General features: G+C 46.4%; 10 protein-coding genes. 2 read left to right on the forward strand and 8 right to left on the reverse strand.

All coding sequences use genetic code 11. The features are described 5' to 3' along the window. Positions 1-166: 166 nt before the first annotated feature. The 4 genes from Q5691_RS05830 to rnhA form a co-directional block, all read right to left on the reverse strand. On the reverse strand, positions 167-580 hold the full coding sequence (locus Q5691_RS05830; protein WP_333312021.1) for an MAPEG family protein: 414 nt from the start codon (positions 578-580) through the stop codon (positions 167-169). Between the two features lie 285 nt (positions 581-865). Further along, positions 866-1,264, reverse strand: a complete 399-nt coding sequence (locus Q5691_RS05835) for a DUF3037 domain-containing protein (RefSeq protein ID WP_333344148.1) — start codon at positions 1,262-1,264, stop codon at positions 866-868. Then, positions 1,242-2,030 carry a HipA family kinase gene (locus tag Q5691_RS05840; RefSeq protein ID WP_333312019.1) on the reverse strand — a complete coding sequence of 263 codons (789 nt, stop codon included), beginning with the start codon at positions 2,028-2,030 and terminating at the stop codon, positions 1,242-1,244. The genes Q5691_RS05835 and Q5691_RS05840 overlap by 23 nt, the downstream gene beginning before the upstream one ends. 247 nt (positions 2,031-2,277) lie before the next feature. After that, positions 2,278-3,183, reverse strand: coding sequence for a ribonuclease HI (rnhA, locus tag Q5691_RS05845; protein WP_333213029.1), 906 nt, complete (start codon positions 3,181-3,183; stop codon positions 2,278-2,280). 81 nt (positions 3,184-3,264) lie between these two features. Between rnhA and Q5691_RS05850 the strand changes: the two genes are divergently transcribed. Beyond that, the gene (locus tag Q5691_RS05850; RefSeq protein WP_333344149.1) at positions 3,265-8,076 is read left to right on the forward strand and encodes a CHAT domain-containing protein; all 4,812 of its coding nucleotides are present in this window, start codon (positions 3,265-3,267) and stop codon (positions 8,074-8,076) included. Between the two features lie 437 nt (positions 8,077-8,513). Here Q5691_RS05850 and rph read toward each other — a convergent pair whose 3' ends face one another. Both rph and Q5691_RS05860 read right to left on the reverse strand, forming a co-directional pair. Next, positions 8,514-9,233: a ribonuclease PH gene (gene rph / locus Q5691_RS05855; protein ID WP_333152318.1), complete on the reverse strand. Its 720-nt coding sequence runs from the start codon at positions 9,231-9,233 to the stop codon at positions 8,514-8,516. 116 nt (positions 9,234-9,349) lie between these two features. Continuing rightward, the gene (locus tag Q5691_RS05860; protein WP_333344192.1) at positions 9,350-9,919 is read right to left on the reverse strand and encodes a nucleoside monophosphate kinase; all 570 of its coding nucleotides are present in this window, start codon (positions 9,917-9,919) and stop codon (positions 9,350-9,352) included. Between the two features lie 356 nt (positions 9,920-10,275). Between Q5691_RS05860 and Q5691_RS05865 the strand changes: the two genes are divergently transcribed. After that, complete coding sequence (locus Q5691_RS05865) at positions 10,276-10,803, forward strand: P-loop NTPase family protein (RefSeq protein ID WP_333312016.1); 528 nt, start codon at positions 10,276-10,278, stop codon at positions 10,801-10,803. A 229-nt stretch (positions 10,804-11,032) separates the two neighbouring features. Here the strand turns inward: Q5691_RS05865 and Q5691_RS05870 are convergent, their stop codons facing one another. After that, a complete protein-coding gene (locus Q5691_RS05870) occupies positions 11,033-11,245 on the reverse strand; it encodes a hypothetical protein (protein WP_333213026.1) in 213 nt (70 codons plus the stop codon). 268 nt (positions 11,246-11,513) lie between these two features. Next, complete coding sequence (locus Q5691_RS05875; protein WP_333082456.1) at positions 11,514-13,013, reverse strand: GUN4 domain-containing protein; 1,500 nt, start codon at positions 13,011-13,013, stop codon at positions 11,514-11,516. Positions 13,014-13,615 lie beyond the last annotated feature (602 nt).

Below are 13,615 nucleotides of genomic sequence, written 5' to 3' on the forward strand. Positions count from 1 at the left end.
TTATTCTCTCCCGGCGCGGTGGCTTTAGTTCTTCTCAAAGCCACCGTTCTCATCTTTATTTAGTCTAAAGTACAGTTGTAAGGTGCGTCTGACTTACGCTGTGTAAGAAACGATTAGGGTTTGCCCCTGACGCACCCTACTATATATGTGCCGTGTAATTTCTCACCTACAAAACTGCCATAATAGTTAACGCGACCAAACAGCTTAACTGAATTACTAAGCTGAACAACCGAAACTTTGGATCGAGGCCAGCGATGTGAATCCCTGAATGTAAAAGCCGAAATAGAATGTACACAACAATCAGCACATCTACTGCTGTTCCTGAAACATCCCTAACTGTTAGAAGAAAAACAACTCCCAAATACAAAGGCAGGTTTTCTATCAAGTTGGATTGTACTCGAAATAGTCGCCACAGCAAACTGTCGTCGTTTTGTGTGCCAAAATCTTTTACAGATCCGCCCGCAGATAGATGCCGAATCCTGACTGCTAGCAAGAGGATAACGACTGCGATCGTCCACAGGATGAAAATTGCTAAACCCCAGAGGGGGAAAGTCATATTTGTCGGTTCAATTTGAATCATCTTTCTACCTTGCGAAACTGCGGTTAAGACTTTAGAAAAGTTATATCAAATCCGTTAGCATCGTCCACTCATCTGCGTTAATCTGTGTTTATCTGCCTGTATCTGCGGTTAAAAAAAGAGAATAACCGCAGATGACAATGGATAGACGCGGATTCACGCTCTTGTCGAGAAAAGAGATAGGAATAATTCCGATGCTAACAGATTTGATATTACCAGTCAGGACTTTTGCTCTGGCGTTCTCATCTTTAGCTAAAATGAGTAAATCTAAAATCTAGAATCTAAAATCTAAAATCGACTTGACGATCGCACCATTGTATCGAGCAAGTGTTCGATCGCACCCGGTAGACTGTGGCAAAAACCAGTGTGTACCCGCGATGTCTGAACGATCGTGCTGCGGGGTGCTACGAGCCAGTGAAAGCGATCTCTGTGGGGAAGTTGACCGATCGCGCCAGATTCCTTGCCGCCTGCACAAATGATGGGAATGACTGCTAGGTGATTGCGAATCATTTCCAGATCCAACGTTGAGTCGATCGCCATCAAGCGCTGTTCATCAATTTCGATACGGGCTTCGAGGAATTTTTTCGTACCGCAGGAAACGATCGCCCCCACGTTGATAAACTCCTCGCGTTCAACTTTGGGAACGACGCGGATAATCGCATAATCATAAAGAAATCGATCGGGCACTAATCGCTTCCTCCAAAAAAATATGTGGTGATTCTAGCCGATTTAGCAGGTACTCGATATAAGCATTGCGATGTTGGTTGCTATCGCTGAAAGGAGAATCTCCCACCAGCCAAGTATCAGGAATTAGTTTAACAATGTTGCGAATGATGTCCGGGGTTAGCCTTTGAGTCATCTTTGAATTGGCCGCTTCCAGCGTACTGGCAAAACGCAGCAGAACGTGGTCTTTGATTGGCGGAAAACGATCGCGGCTGCGCGAGAGATAATCTTTCCAAGTGTGGTGGAAGTAGAGGGCTGCACCGTGATCGATCAGCCAAAGCCGGCGGTGCCATACCAGCATATTTGCATTGCGCGGGGTGCGATCGATGTTGGTCACAAAAGCATCGAACCAGACGATTTCTGAGGCCAAATCCGCTTCGGACTTCCCCGCGATCGGGTCAAATGTGATGGAACCGGGGAGATAGTCAAGGGCTAGGTTGAGGCCAGCACTTGCTCGGATCAAATCTTGAATTTCCGGGTCAGGCTCAGTGCGAGCCAGTTCGGGATCGAGTTCAACAAAGACGAGTTCGGGGATTGGCAGCCCGGAGGCGCGAGCAATCTCTCCCGCCACTAGCTCGGCGATCAGAGATTTGGCTCCCTGGCCGGCACCGCGAAATTTGAGCACGTACATACCATCATCATCTGCTTCGACAATCGCGGGTAGCGACCCGCCCTCGCGCAAGGGAGTGACATATCTGGTAGCAGTGACTGTTCGCAAGCTGATACTCATGCTATTTTCGATTTGCAATTTGAGATTTTAGATGGGAAATCACTGATTTTATGAGGGTTTTGAGCACGGGCTTACAGACAGTTGGATTCTTTCTTTTAACTGGGACTGATGTTAAGTAATCTGTTTACTCAACTGATGACTAAAAGGACACAACTCATGTTGTGTCCCTACGGAACTTTGCCAAATTTTGCTTTGAGACAGTCATTAGTCATCAGTCATTAATCAACCAATAACTCATGACTAACCACTAATCAGTTGTACTAACGTGGTCGATTCTCTCTAATTGCCAGAGAATTTGGTTGCCTTCGCGCCGCACCCGCGACACTACCCAATTTCGCCAAACCCAGTTGTCTCCGCGACTGGTGACAGCGCTGGCATTTACATCCATCAAATCAGCCAGTTCAGAACTGGTAATCAAGTAGCCTTTCGTAGCAACCTCGTCGGCGATGTGCAACGTTTCGATCAGATTGCGGAGGTCTTGAACCCTCACCTCGCGGGGCAAGTTCTCCAGGGTATCGGCAGTTGAATCCATCATGGTAGAGTTGGAGATCGGAAGGTCAGAAGTTATGACATAGGATTCTATCGTTTTGTTACCAGTTGCGTCCGTTTCTTCCGAAACAATTGTGTTTTCAAAGTGTAGGGGCGATGCCCCCGTGCCCGCCCCGGCCTCGTCTCCCGTTGGTTTCTGCTGTTGCAGTTGGGGAGTGAGATTGTGCGAGAAGCTGCGGGCGATTTCATCGCATCTGTCGTTGTAGAAGTCGCCGGAGTGGCCGCGGACGTGTTCCCACTTGATGTGCCGGGAATTCAGCTTGTCTAGCAGATGCCAAAGGTCTTGGTTGACAACATCTTTGCCCGTTGAGGTTTTCCAGCCTTTATTTTTCCAGCCTTGTATCCATTTAGTGATGCCGTTTTTAACGTATTCGCTGTCGGTGTAAACGGTGACTGGTTCGGTTTGACCGGAATTGGCAAAAAATTCCAGCGCAGCGACTGCTGCCTGCATTTCCATGCGGTTGTTAGTAGTTTGGGGGTCTCCACCCCCGAGTTCGTGACAATTGCCGTCGGCGAAACAAACTACTGCACCCCAGCCGCCTGGGCCTGGGTTGCCGGAACAAGCGCCGTCTGTGTAGAGGCTTTTGATTTTGGGAGTTGTCATGAGCGAATTAATTTGTCATTTAGAGGTAAGTTGTTTGCAAGTGCGATAATTAAGGCAATTAGGATAGTTTTACTTGCTGCTATGAAAAATGCCAACTTAAAGATTAAAAAGGTCGGGCTATTTATTTGTCCGTTTTCTTTGTTAATTTTTAATACTTTCGCGCAAGCACAGCCGATAGTGCCTGCTGCTGACGGTACGGGTACTGTTGTCACCCCCAGCGGCAACCGCTACGATATCAACGGTGGCAGTTTGTCGGGAGACGGCGCGAATCTTTTTCACAGTTTTGGGCAGTTTGGCTTGAATCAAGGTCAAATTGCTAATTTTCTGACTAATTCGGCTATTCAGAATATATTAGCTCGAATTGCTGGCGGGGACGCTTCGCTAATTAACGGTTTAATTACTGTGACGGGCGGCAATTCTAATCTTTTTCTAATAAATCCTGCGGGGATTGTGTTTGGCCCGAACGCGAGTTTGAATGTGCCGGCGGCTTTTACTGCAACTACTGCGAATGGTGTCGGTTTTGGTTCAAATTGGTTTAATGCTGCGGGTACAAATAATTTTAGCGCCTTGGTTGGTACGCCAAATGCTTTTTATTTTAGTCCGGGTGTACCGGGAAGTATTGTTAATGCTGGCAATTTATCGGTGACTCCTGGGCAAAATTTGGCTTTGCTTGGCGGTACGGTTGTTAGTACCGGACAGTTGTCGGCGGCGGGCGGGAAAATTACTGTTGCTGCTGTTGGGGGAGATCAGGTACTCCGCATTAGTCAACCGGGGCATTTGTTGAGTTTGGAAATAGCAACGGGCGGAAATTTTGGTATTTCTCCACAGACTTTGAATCCTGTTTCTTTGCCGCAGTTGCTGACAGGTACTGGGCAAAATCAGGCGGCGGGTGTTGCGGTTGCTGATGACGGTTCTGTGCGGCTTGTGGATTCTGGTTTGCAGGTGAATTCTGGGGATGTGGCGATTGCTGCTAATGTGTCTGGGCTGCCGCAGTTGAATGCGGGAAGTGCGAATTTATGGGCTGCGGAAAATCTCACGTTAGCGGGCACTAGGCTGCAAACTACGGGGGATTTGAGTTTGCTGGGTGGGGATGCGGTGCGGGTCAGGGACAGCGCCCAGAATCCTTTTTTGGCGCAGGCTGGGGGGAATTTATACATTCAGGGATCTCGCACTATTGATATTCTCACTCAAAATGCGATCGGCGGCTTATCTCTTCCCCCGCAATTCCAAAGCGCCGGCAATTTGAGTTTGGTTAGCAACGGTGTTATTTCGGGGGATGCCCACTTTGTTTCGGGTGGCAATTTTTCGATTCGCAATTTGTCGGGAATGCCGGGAAACTTTGTCAGTTTATTTGACCCGATTATCAGTTCGGAAGGAGATGTTTTCTTTGGAGATTATACCGGAGTTTCGCTGAAAGTCGAGGCGCAGGGGAGCATTATTGCGGAGGATATTACAATTACCGGCCCCGATATTGCATTGGGTAGGGAAAATGTGAGTGGTGATCCAGATATTGCTATTTTAACCAGCAGTCCGGCCTTAATTCTGCGGGCTGGAGTGGCAAATTTGCTAAATCCTGTTAGTAACAGTTTAGGTGAAGATTCAATATTTACAAGTCCACTTTTATCAAGCAATTTGATTTCTGTTGAAAATATTTCGGCTGGCGGGCCGGTAATTTTGTCAGCGCCGGGAAGTATCACAACTAGAGATATTAATGGCGGTCAAATAAATCTCGAAAGCAGGGAAGCAGGAGTGCTAGTTGGGGGCAGATTAACGTCTAGTTCGACAATTGATATTCAAGCTAATGACAATATTATATTGACAAATGACATTACTCGTGCTGATATCAACGGCAGTATTAGTCTGAATACTGTTCGAGGCAATATAGTAACAGGCTCGATCGATACTGGGACTTCCGGGTCGATCGTACTCAGAGCTTTTGGCAATGTGAATTTTGGGACTTTGCAGGGGTCTAATGTTGATATTACCAGTAACTCCGGTGAATTGGGAGTTTTGACTGATGCCAATACCATTGTGCCTAATACTACACCAGTCAATATCACAGCAACTGAGAATATCAATTTGACAGCTTTTAGAGACTTAACGGTAGGCAATCTCACCGCTGCGACTGTCAGTGCTAGCACCAATGGGAGTGTCAATACGGGTGCGATCGCTACGAATGGAGATGTCAGACTTTTGGCAGGACAGCAAATTACAGCAGGGACAATTAATGTAAATCCTACCACCAGCACAGACGGAAGCAATCGCATTCCTACAGTAAATTTGGATGCCCAAACTAATATTAGAGTTCTATCGATCGATGCTGGCACTGGCACTATTGCTTTGAGAGCATCCAGCGACTTAAATGCAGTGAATTTGCTAGGAGGATCAGTTGATGTCAATAGCGATGGGGGAAAAATTGCGATCGGCAATACTACATCCCTTGGGAACATTAATGTAACAGCTTCTGGCGATGTAACTTCCGGAAATTTGCAGGGAGTGGAAGTGAACGTCAATAGTAACTCTGGAACAATTCAAACTGCAAATACCACAGCCACTGGGAATATTAATGTAACAGCTTCTGGTAATGTAAGTTCCGGAAATTTGCAGGGAGAGAGAGTGAATGTCAATAGCACTAGCGGGAATCTGCAAATGACCAACATCACTGCAACAGAAAATATCACTTTCAGAGCGTTAGACAATGTGAATACGGGGAATTTGCAGGGAGTCGCTGTTGATGTTAATAGCAGTAGGGGAAGTGTCAGCACTGGCAATATAAATGCTGCGGAAATTGTGAGTATTTTAGCCGCAAACGAAATCAGAATTGGACAAATAAATGTTAATCCTGTTGTTAGGGCAGATCGCACTTCTACAGTAAATCTTAACGCTCAAAATGATATCAGCGTTGCATCCATAAATGCTCCGGGCGGTAATGTTGAGATCGGAACTCCGGGTTTAGTTCGAGTGACGGGTACTTTTGGCCAAAACCGCACTCCTGTTAGCATCTCGACTCTTGGCGACACTCAACCGGGTACAGTTACGATCCGCCACGGCGGCGGTGATGTCAATCCGCCGATACCTTTTGCGGTGGGAGATGCGACGACTAATGGTACTTCTGCGGCGATCGCCAGCAATGCTTTGGGTACGATTACTCAAGGGCGATCGTTCATCAATTCTTACACTCAAGGCAATAGTGCGATCGTCACTACCAACCAACCAACTAATCCCGACAATCCCAATAATCCCATCAATCCCGACAATCCGAATAATCCCCTCAATCCCATCAATCCGAATAATCCCCTCAATCCCATCAATCCGAATAATCCCCTCAATCCCGACAATCCGAATAATCCCATCAATCCCGACAATCCGAATAATCCCCTCAATCCCGACAATCCCATCAATCCCAATAACCCCAATTCGCCCCCAATATCACCAAGAGATAGATTTCCATTAAATCGAGGGCGATCGCTTTTCCCCGATACCAACCAACCCTTTAGCCGTCAACAGCGACAGAACCAAAATAGAATATCGCGGGATATAGGAAAACCCGGAGACAGGATGCCGCCCGAAAGAATGCAATTTCCCAGAGGAATCAGAAATTTCATCGATTCAAAAATCAGAGATTCTGTTATTCAGTCAGCATTTCGCGGCGACATCGGCAGGAATTTGGAGGCCGGCAAAATATCGGCAGCTTTGTCTCTGCTGGACAAATCTTTCAGCCAAGAATTCGGGGAATATTTAGGCATCAACATCAGCGACGAGTTGGTATCACCAGAGGAAATTCAAAAAAAGTTAGCATCGGTAGGCGCACAAACCGGCACGAAACCAAGCTTAATTTATCTGTTCTCGCAGCCCGAAGAATTAAATTTAATGCTGATAACTTCTTGCGGGGAAGTGGTTCACAAAAGTGTGCCGTCAGCGAACCGACAAGAACTTCTGAAAGTTGTAAATGAGTTCAGGGGTGAGATTACCAAACCGGGAGTCCGGGCTACTACGAGTTATCTACCATCTTCCCAACAGCTTTATAAGTGGATGATTGCGCCTTTAGAGGACAGTTTAAAAAGCTGCGAAACGGATACTATTTCCTTTGTTGTCGATCGAGGTTTGAGAGGTATGCCCTTTGCTGCTTTGCACGACGGACAGCAATTTTTGGTGGAAAAGTACAATCTCAGCCTGATGCCCAGCATTAATTTAACCGATACTCGCTACGTAGATCTCAGAAATACTCAAGTTTTAGCAATGGGTGCCTCGGAATTTTCCGAGTTGAATCCTTTGCCTGCGGTTCCTGCTGAAATAGCAGCTATTTCTAGAGAGTGGCCCGGAGTGAGTTTTCTAAATGAGGGTTTCACTTTGGAGAATTTGAAGCGACAGCATCAAAGCCGACCTTTTGGGGTTATTCACTTAGCTACTCACGGCGAATTTCGACCTGGAGTACCAAATAATTCTTTTATTCAGTTGTGGAATAGTCGGCTGCGACTGGATGAATTGCGGGATTTGAGATTGAATGATCCGCAGGTGAATATGTTAGTTTTAAGTGCTTGTCGGACTGCGGTGGGAGATGCACAGGCGGAGTTGGGTTTTGGGGGTTTGGCGCTGCAAGCGGGGGTGCAAACGGCTTTGGGGAGTTTGTGGTACGTGAGTGATGAAGGTACTTTGGGATTGATGAGTGAGTTTTACCAGCAGTTGAAGACGGCGCGAATTAAGGGGGCGGCGCTGCGACAAGCGCAAATTGCGATGTTGCGGGGAGATGTGCGTTTGGAGGGTGGCCGATTGCGGGGTTTGAGTCGGGGTGAGGGGGTGGAGTTGCCGGCTTCGCTGCAAGGGTTTGCGGATTTAAAGTTGTCGCATCCTTATTATTGGTCGGCTTTTGTGATGATTGGGAGTCCTTGGTGATTGGTGATTAGTGATTAGTGATTAGTGATTGGTTGGATATCAATGATTTTTCGGGAAAAGTCGATCGCCCGCCAGCAAGCAAGTTCCGAGTGCGATCGCCATTTTCACTATTTTTTATGCCGAGTCCGCCACCACACGATCGCTTGATATCGTTTCCGGTTGCACCGCAATTATTATATATAGGACACGGCGCCGGGCCAATTTGTGTCAACTTAACGTCAAACCCCAAATACCGCCAGAGGTTTAAACCCCTGGCGGTATTTGGGGTTAAGTGATATTTCAGATTAAGTTGACACCAATCAATGGGCATTGACGTGTCCCAAAAAGGGCTTAATGTCGCACTTGCACCAAAGAAACCCGGTTTTTTTTACGAAATCTACTGACTGAAACGAAGTTTTATCGTAAAAACCCGGTTTCTTGACTCCCATGCGTAAGTCCTACTCCACTAAAGCTTGCCGCTGAGCCTCCAACAATTCCTGAATCCCGGTTTCTGCCACATCCAAAATTTGATTTAACTGACTCCGGCTGAAACTTCCTTCTTCCGCAGTTCCCTGAATTTCGATGATATTCAAATCTCCATTCATGACCACATTACAATCAATTTCAGCCGCCACATCTTCAAGATAATTCAAATCTAAAAACGGCTCACCTTCCAAAAGTCCCACAGACACGGCCGCCACTTGACGAATAATGGGCGATCGCACCAAATCACCTTTTTGTACCAACTTATTCAAAGCATCAGCCACAGCCACAAACCCGCCAGTAATTGAAGTTGTGCGAGTCCCAGCGTCCGCTTGCAAAACATCCGCATCGACAAGTATTGTGCGTTCTCCCAATAGTTGCATATCCAAGCACGATCGCAAACTGCGCCCAATCAACCGCTGAATCTCTTGAGTCCGTCCCGATAATTTCATAAATTCCCGCTCTTGTCGCTGCGGTGTAGATCCCGGCAACATTCGGTATTCCGCTGTCAGCCAACCTTGTCCGGTATTCTCCAGAAACCTAGGCACTCCCGGCTTGATTGTAACGCTGCAAAGTACCTGAGTATCGCCACTTTTTGCGAGTACAGAACCGCTAGCAAATTTGGTAAACTGTCGATCGAAACTAATCGGACGAATTTGATTTGGTTGTCTGCCATCGGGACGTTGGAAAGACATAAGCTAATTAGTAATTGGGCATGGGGCATGGGGCATTGGGCATTGAAACAGTTGTACGATCGCGTAGCCGAAGTATCGGGGATTCGTAATTCTTCCTACTGACTACTGACTACTGACTACTGACTACTGACTACTGAACTACTGACAATTTTTAGAATATCCTGCTGGACTTGTTCTGGGGATTTATCACCATCAATAGTTAACAGTTTGTTGCGGTGTTCGTAATACTCTAAAAGAGGAATAGTGCGTTCGTGGAACAAATCGAGCCGACGCTGTAAAATTTCAGGATGATCATCTGATCGATCGCGCTCGATCGACCTGCTCAGCAAAACATCGATCGGCACTTTCAGCCAAACTGCCCAATCTAGCTCCTGCGCCAACTCCTCTAATAAAAAATCCAACTCCTCAGCTTGAAAAGCAGTTCGCGGATAGCCCTCCAATATCCAGCCATTAAAGACATCCCACAGCAGCAGTCGGCGGCGAAAGAATTCAATCATAGTTGCGTCGGGAACTAATTCCCCTTTTTCGACATAAGACGCCGCCAGCTTGCCTAAATCTGTGTCTTCTGCGATCGCCTCCCTTAGAATGTCCCCCACAGCCAGCAAAGGAAGGCTCAAATTGCTGCACAGTAGTTCAGCCTGAGTTCCCTTTCCCGCTCCTGGCCCTCCCAGAATCACCACTCTCAAAGTCCCTGCTCCTAGTGCCGCGACATTCAAATTTTACGCGATGTGTGTACCTTTTCTGAAAAGCCCTGGAAGCCGCAAGACTCTCATCATCTTGGTTTTTCATCCTATAACTGTATAAATGTCAAGATCCACGCCGTATTTTCCTAAAAAACCCCGTTTCTGCCTAAGTGCTAATTGAGTTCAAAAATCGAACAAACGACTGCGAATGCCACTGCCGCGAGCTTTTGAGAACTTGTATATCTAGTGTTCGATCCGATGTGCACTCGGCCCCGTACACTATATATTGTCAAGCAGGCTTCAGCCACGCCAAGGTCGGAGCTGCACTCAAGACTTAGTTGCTGATTAAATATTGCCCTATGGTTGCTCAGTTACAAACCCCTAAACTCAATTTAACCCACAGCTTGCCCTACACAGTTCAAGGGCTGGTGCAAGTTTTTACAGGCCCGCACCGCTGCTTTTTTACCAGTGTCATGGCTCAGGCCCTCAGAATTGCAGGACAGGGAGCTCCCGTGCTAGCGGTGCAGTTCCTCAAAGGGGGAATTAATCAAGGGCATCAGCATCCGGTGCGGCTGGGGCAAAATTTAGATTGGGTGCGCTGCGATTTGTCACGCTGCATTGAGAATGCCGATTTAGATGAGCTGGAGACGCGATCGATCGAACAATTGTGGCAGTATGTTCAAAAGGCGGTGCGCGAAGGTCGTTATTCCTTAGTTATTCTCGATGAATTGAGTTTAGCGGTGAATTTTGGCTTGATTCCCGAAGCCGAAGTGGTGGCATTGATTGACAACAAGCCGCATCATTTGGATATGATTTTTACCGGGCCATCCATGCCCCAAAGAATTTTGGATGTTGCCGACCAAATTACTGAAATTCGCCGCAGTTAACGACAATGATTCAAGTTGCGATCGCCTGTTTAGCGATCGCATTTTTTATGCAAAAAAACCGTAAGCTGTTGTGCATTTAATTTGTATGTTGAGGGCGGGCATGATGCCCACCCCACAAGAGGAAAAATTTATTTTACTATGCAATTTAAATGCGGATTAGCTTATGTGAAAAAAGAGGCGATCGCTTAGCTCAAAGAGCGATCGCACGCTGATCAATTTACCAGCGACGTTACGCTTGAACTACCGGATCGAAAACAACACTCAATCGATCCGCCGGCACCATCCGCTTGAGAATTTTCAAATGACCGTCTGCATCAGACCAACTGCGAAACTCACCCACAACCACCTTTTCCACATTTGGAAGCGAGCGAACTATAGTCCACGGCTTGAGACGTTTTTCTTGCAACATACTAAATAAATCTCCTTGGTAAATTGGAGCCAAAGCCAGTCCTCATGGTTGGCCACCGCCGAGGACTGGCTTTTGACTTTGCAAACTTGCCCTTCTCTAAGAACATAGCACAAAAAAAATGGTTTGTGATTATATCTTATTTTTCGCTTTTTTTAGAGCTATTTTCTACATAACAGATGATTAAACTCAAAACTTGTTAACTCTTTAATTCGCAACTCAAACTCTTTCATGACTAAAACTTCGACTTCGCTTGGGGTGCAGCCTGACTAATAAATTCTGCCTTCTACCTTCTACCTTCCTTCTACAAATCCCGCCGCGACAGCAGAAACCAGATCCCACCTAAACCCAAAACACCGCACAAAACCCCGCCTTCCCACCCAAAAACAGTCCCCCCCGGCAAATGTCCAGGCTTTGCTTTTGAAGTAAAATTCAGCTCCGAATAGTATACCCACTGGCTGTTAACCCGCCAGCCCACTCGATCGCCAAACTTCTCCCAAACTGTAGCATCATAAACACCAGGCTTTCCCCCCAACTTGAGCCACAAACCCTTTTGCACAGAAAAACCGAATCTGCGGTGACTGTGCCGCACCCAAAGTTGATCGATAGTCTGCAAATCCTTAGCTGGAAACTTCCTAATATCTTCCTCACTCAAATAACCCCGTGAATTTTGCTGCATCACCTCCAGCATTTTCACAGAAGTTTCCTCATCAGCACCACGCCAATTTTTAGCAGCCAGCAGCCTTGCCAAGTGAGAATAATCAATACCTTTTTCGGACTCTAAATTCACAGAAACTAGCGGAGTATCAGTCACCGGTTGAGTCGGAACCGAAGGACTAATGACAGTTGCCTGCTGCGACTTTTCCAGCATGGGGACAACAACAACAGGAGGTTTTAAAGCATCTAAAACTTCCACAGCCGATTTGTAGCGATCTTTAACATATTCCTGAATCAACTTATCCAAAACCTGACCTAAATCCTCGCTAATTTGTGTTCCTTTTGGCAAAGCCTCCCTCCAAAGCCACCGGCCTTCAAGCGGATCGTAAAGGTCATCGTGAATGTCCCCGTAGATATCCAGATAAGGCATAACAGAAGTCAGCAAGCGAATGCAAGTCACCCCCAAACTATAAAGGTCGCTAGCAGGAACAGCCCTACCGTGACGCTGTTCTAGAGCCGCGTAGCCAGGAGTTCCCAACTTCGTTCCAGTTTTGGTGGGAGCAGCAGCTACTACCTGTTTAGAAACCCCAAAATCTATCAGCACTAACTTACGATCGCGAGATCTGCGGATCACATTCTCAGGCTTAATATCGCGGTGAATTACATTTCGGTCGTGAACAAATTTCAATAAAGGTAACAAATCTAACAGCAGTTCGCAAGTTTTAATTTCGCTATAAGCACCGTACTTATCTAACTCATCCTTTAAATTATTGCCATCAATAAACTCTTGCACCAAATACAAGCGCCCATCTTCCTCAAAATAAGAAATTAACTGAGGAATTTGCGGGTGCTTCAGTTCGTATAACCGCCTTGCCTCTTGTTCAAACAATCGAACATATTTTTTAAAATGACCGGGCTTCCGCTGAAACTCTTGAGGGGGCGACAACTGTTTGATCACGCACAATTCCTCAAATTTTCCATGATTAACAGCTCGGAAAGTCCTGCCAAATCCCCCATCGCGTAGCGGTTCAGTTGCTGAATAAAGGTCTTTTAGTAGCAGCTTTGAACCACAATTAAGACAATACTTTGTGCCTGGTGGGTTCTGACGCTTGTCTCTTGGGCAATCGAGATTAAGGCAGTATGTCATATATTAAAAAAATGCGAACAAAATTATACTCAGGGTTTTATATTATTCAAGAGTCCGATCGCGAGCTGGTTTTTGTAGAGGCGAGACCTCGAACCTTACGGAGGCGACAGCCACCCTCGCGATCAGAGGGGGCGCTTTCACCAGACTGCCCCTGAGCAAGTATAACTCTCTTGAGGGTTTGACCTCAAACTCGAAGTCCTCATCTAACCTTAGACTCCACTGCGTGCAATACATTTGATTTCGCGGTCAAAGAGCCACCAGAACAAACAGAAATAGTAATTTATTACCAGCCGCGTTAGTTCTGCAACGCCAAAAAAACTGAGGATTCTGCCTGAGATATAATTTTATTACCAGAGAGAAGCACACTAACGGGAGCCACAGCTTCCGTCAACTTCGATCGGCTTTAATATTTTAGCAGCATAAATTATTACCTAACCAGGCGGAATCAACAATCCAAAAACCCCCAACAAACGCACGTTAAAATAAAGACTAGCTTCCGCGATCGCAATCCGAGCGCGACAAGACAATTAGCCAGTTTTCCCTGTTCCATTTTTTCAGCTATTACCAGTTACATCTAATTCGATCGGTCTACTTAATTAGGA

The organism is Microcoleus sp. w1-18aA5 (assembly GCF_036701705.1).
Classification (GTDB): Bacteria; Cyanobacteriota; Cyanobacteriia; order Cyanobacteriales; family Microcoleaceae; genus Microcoleus.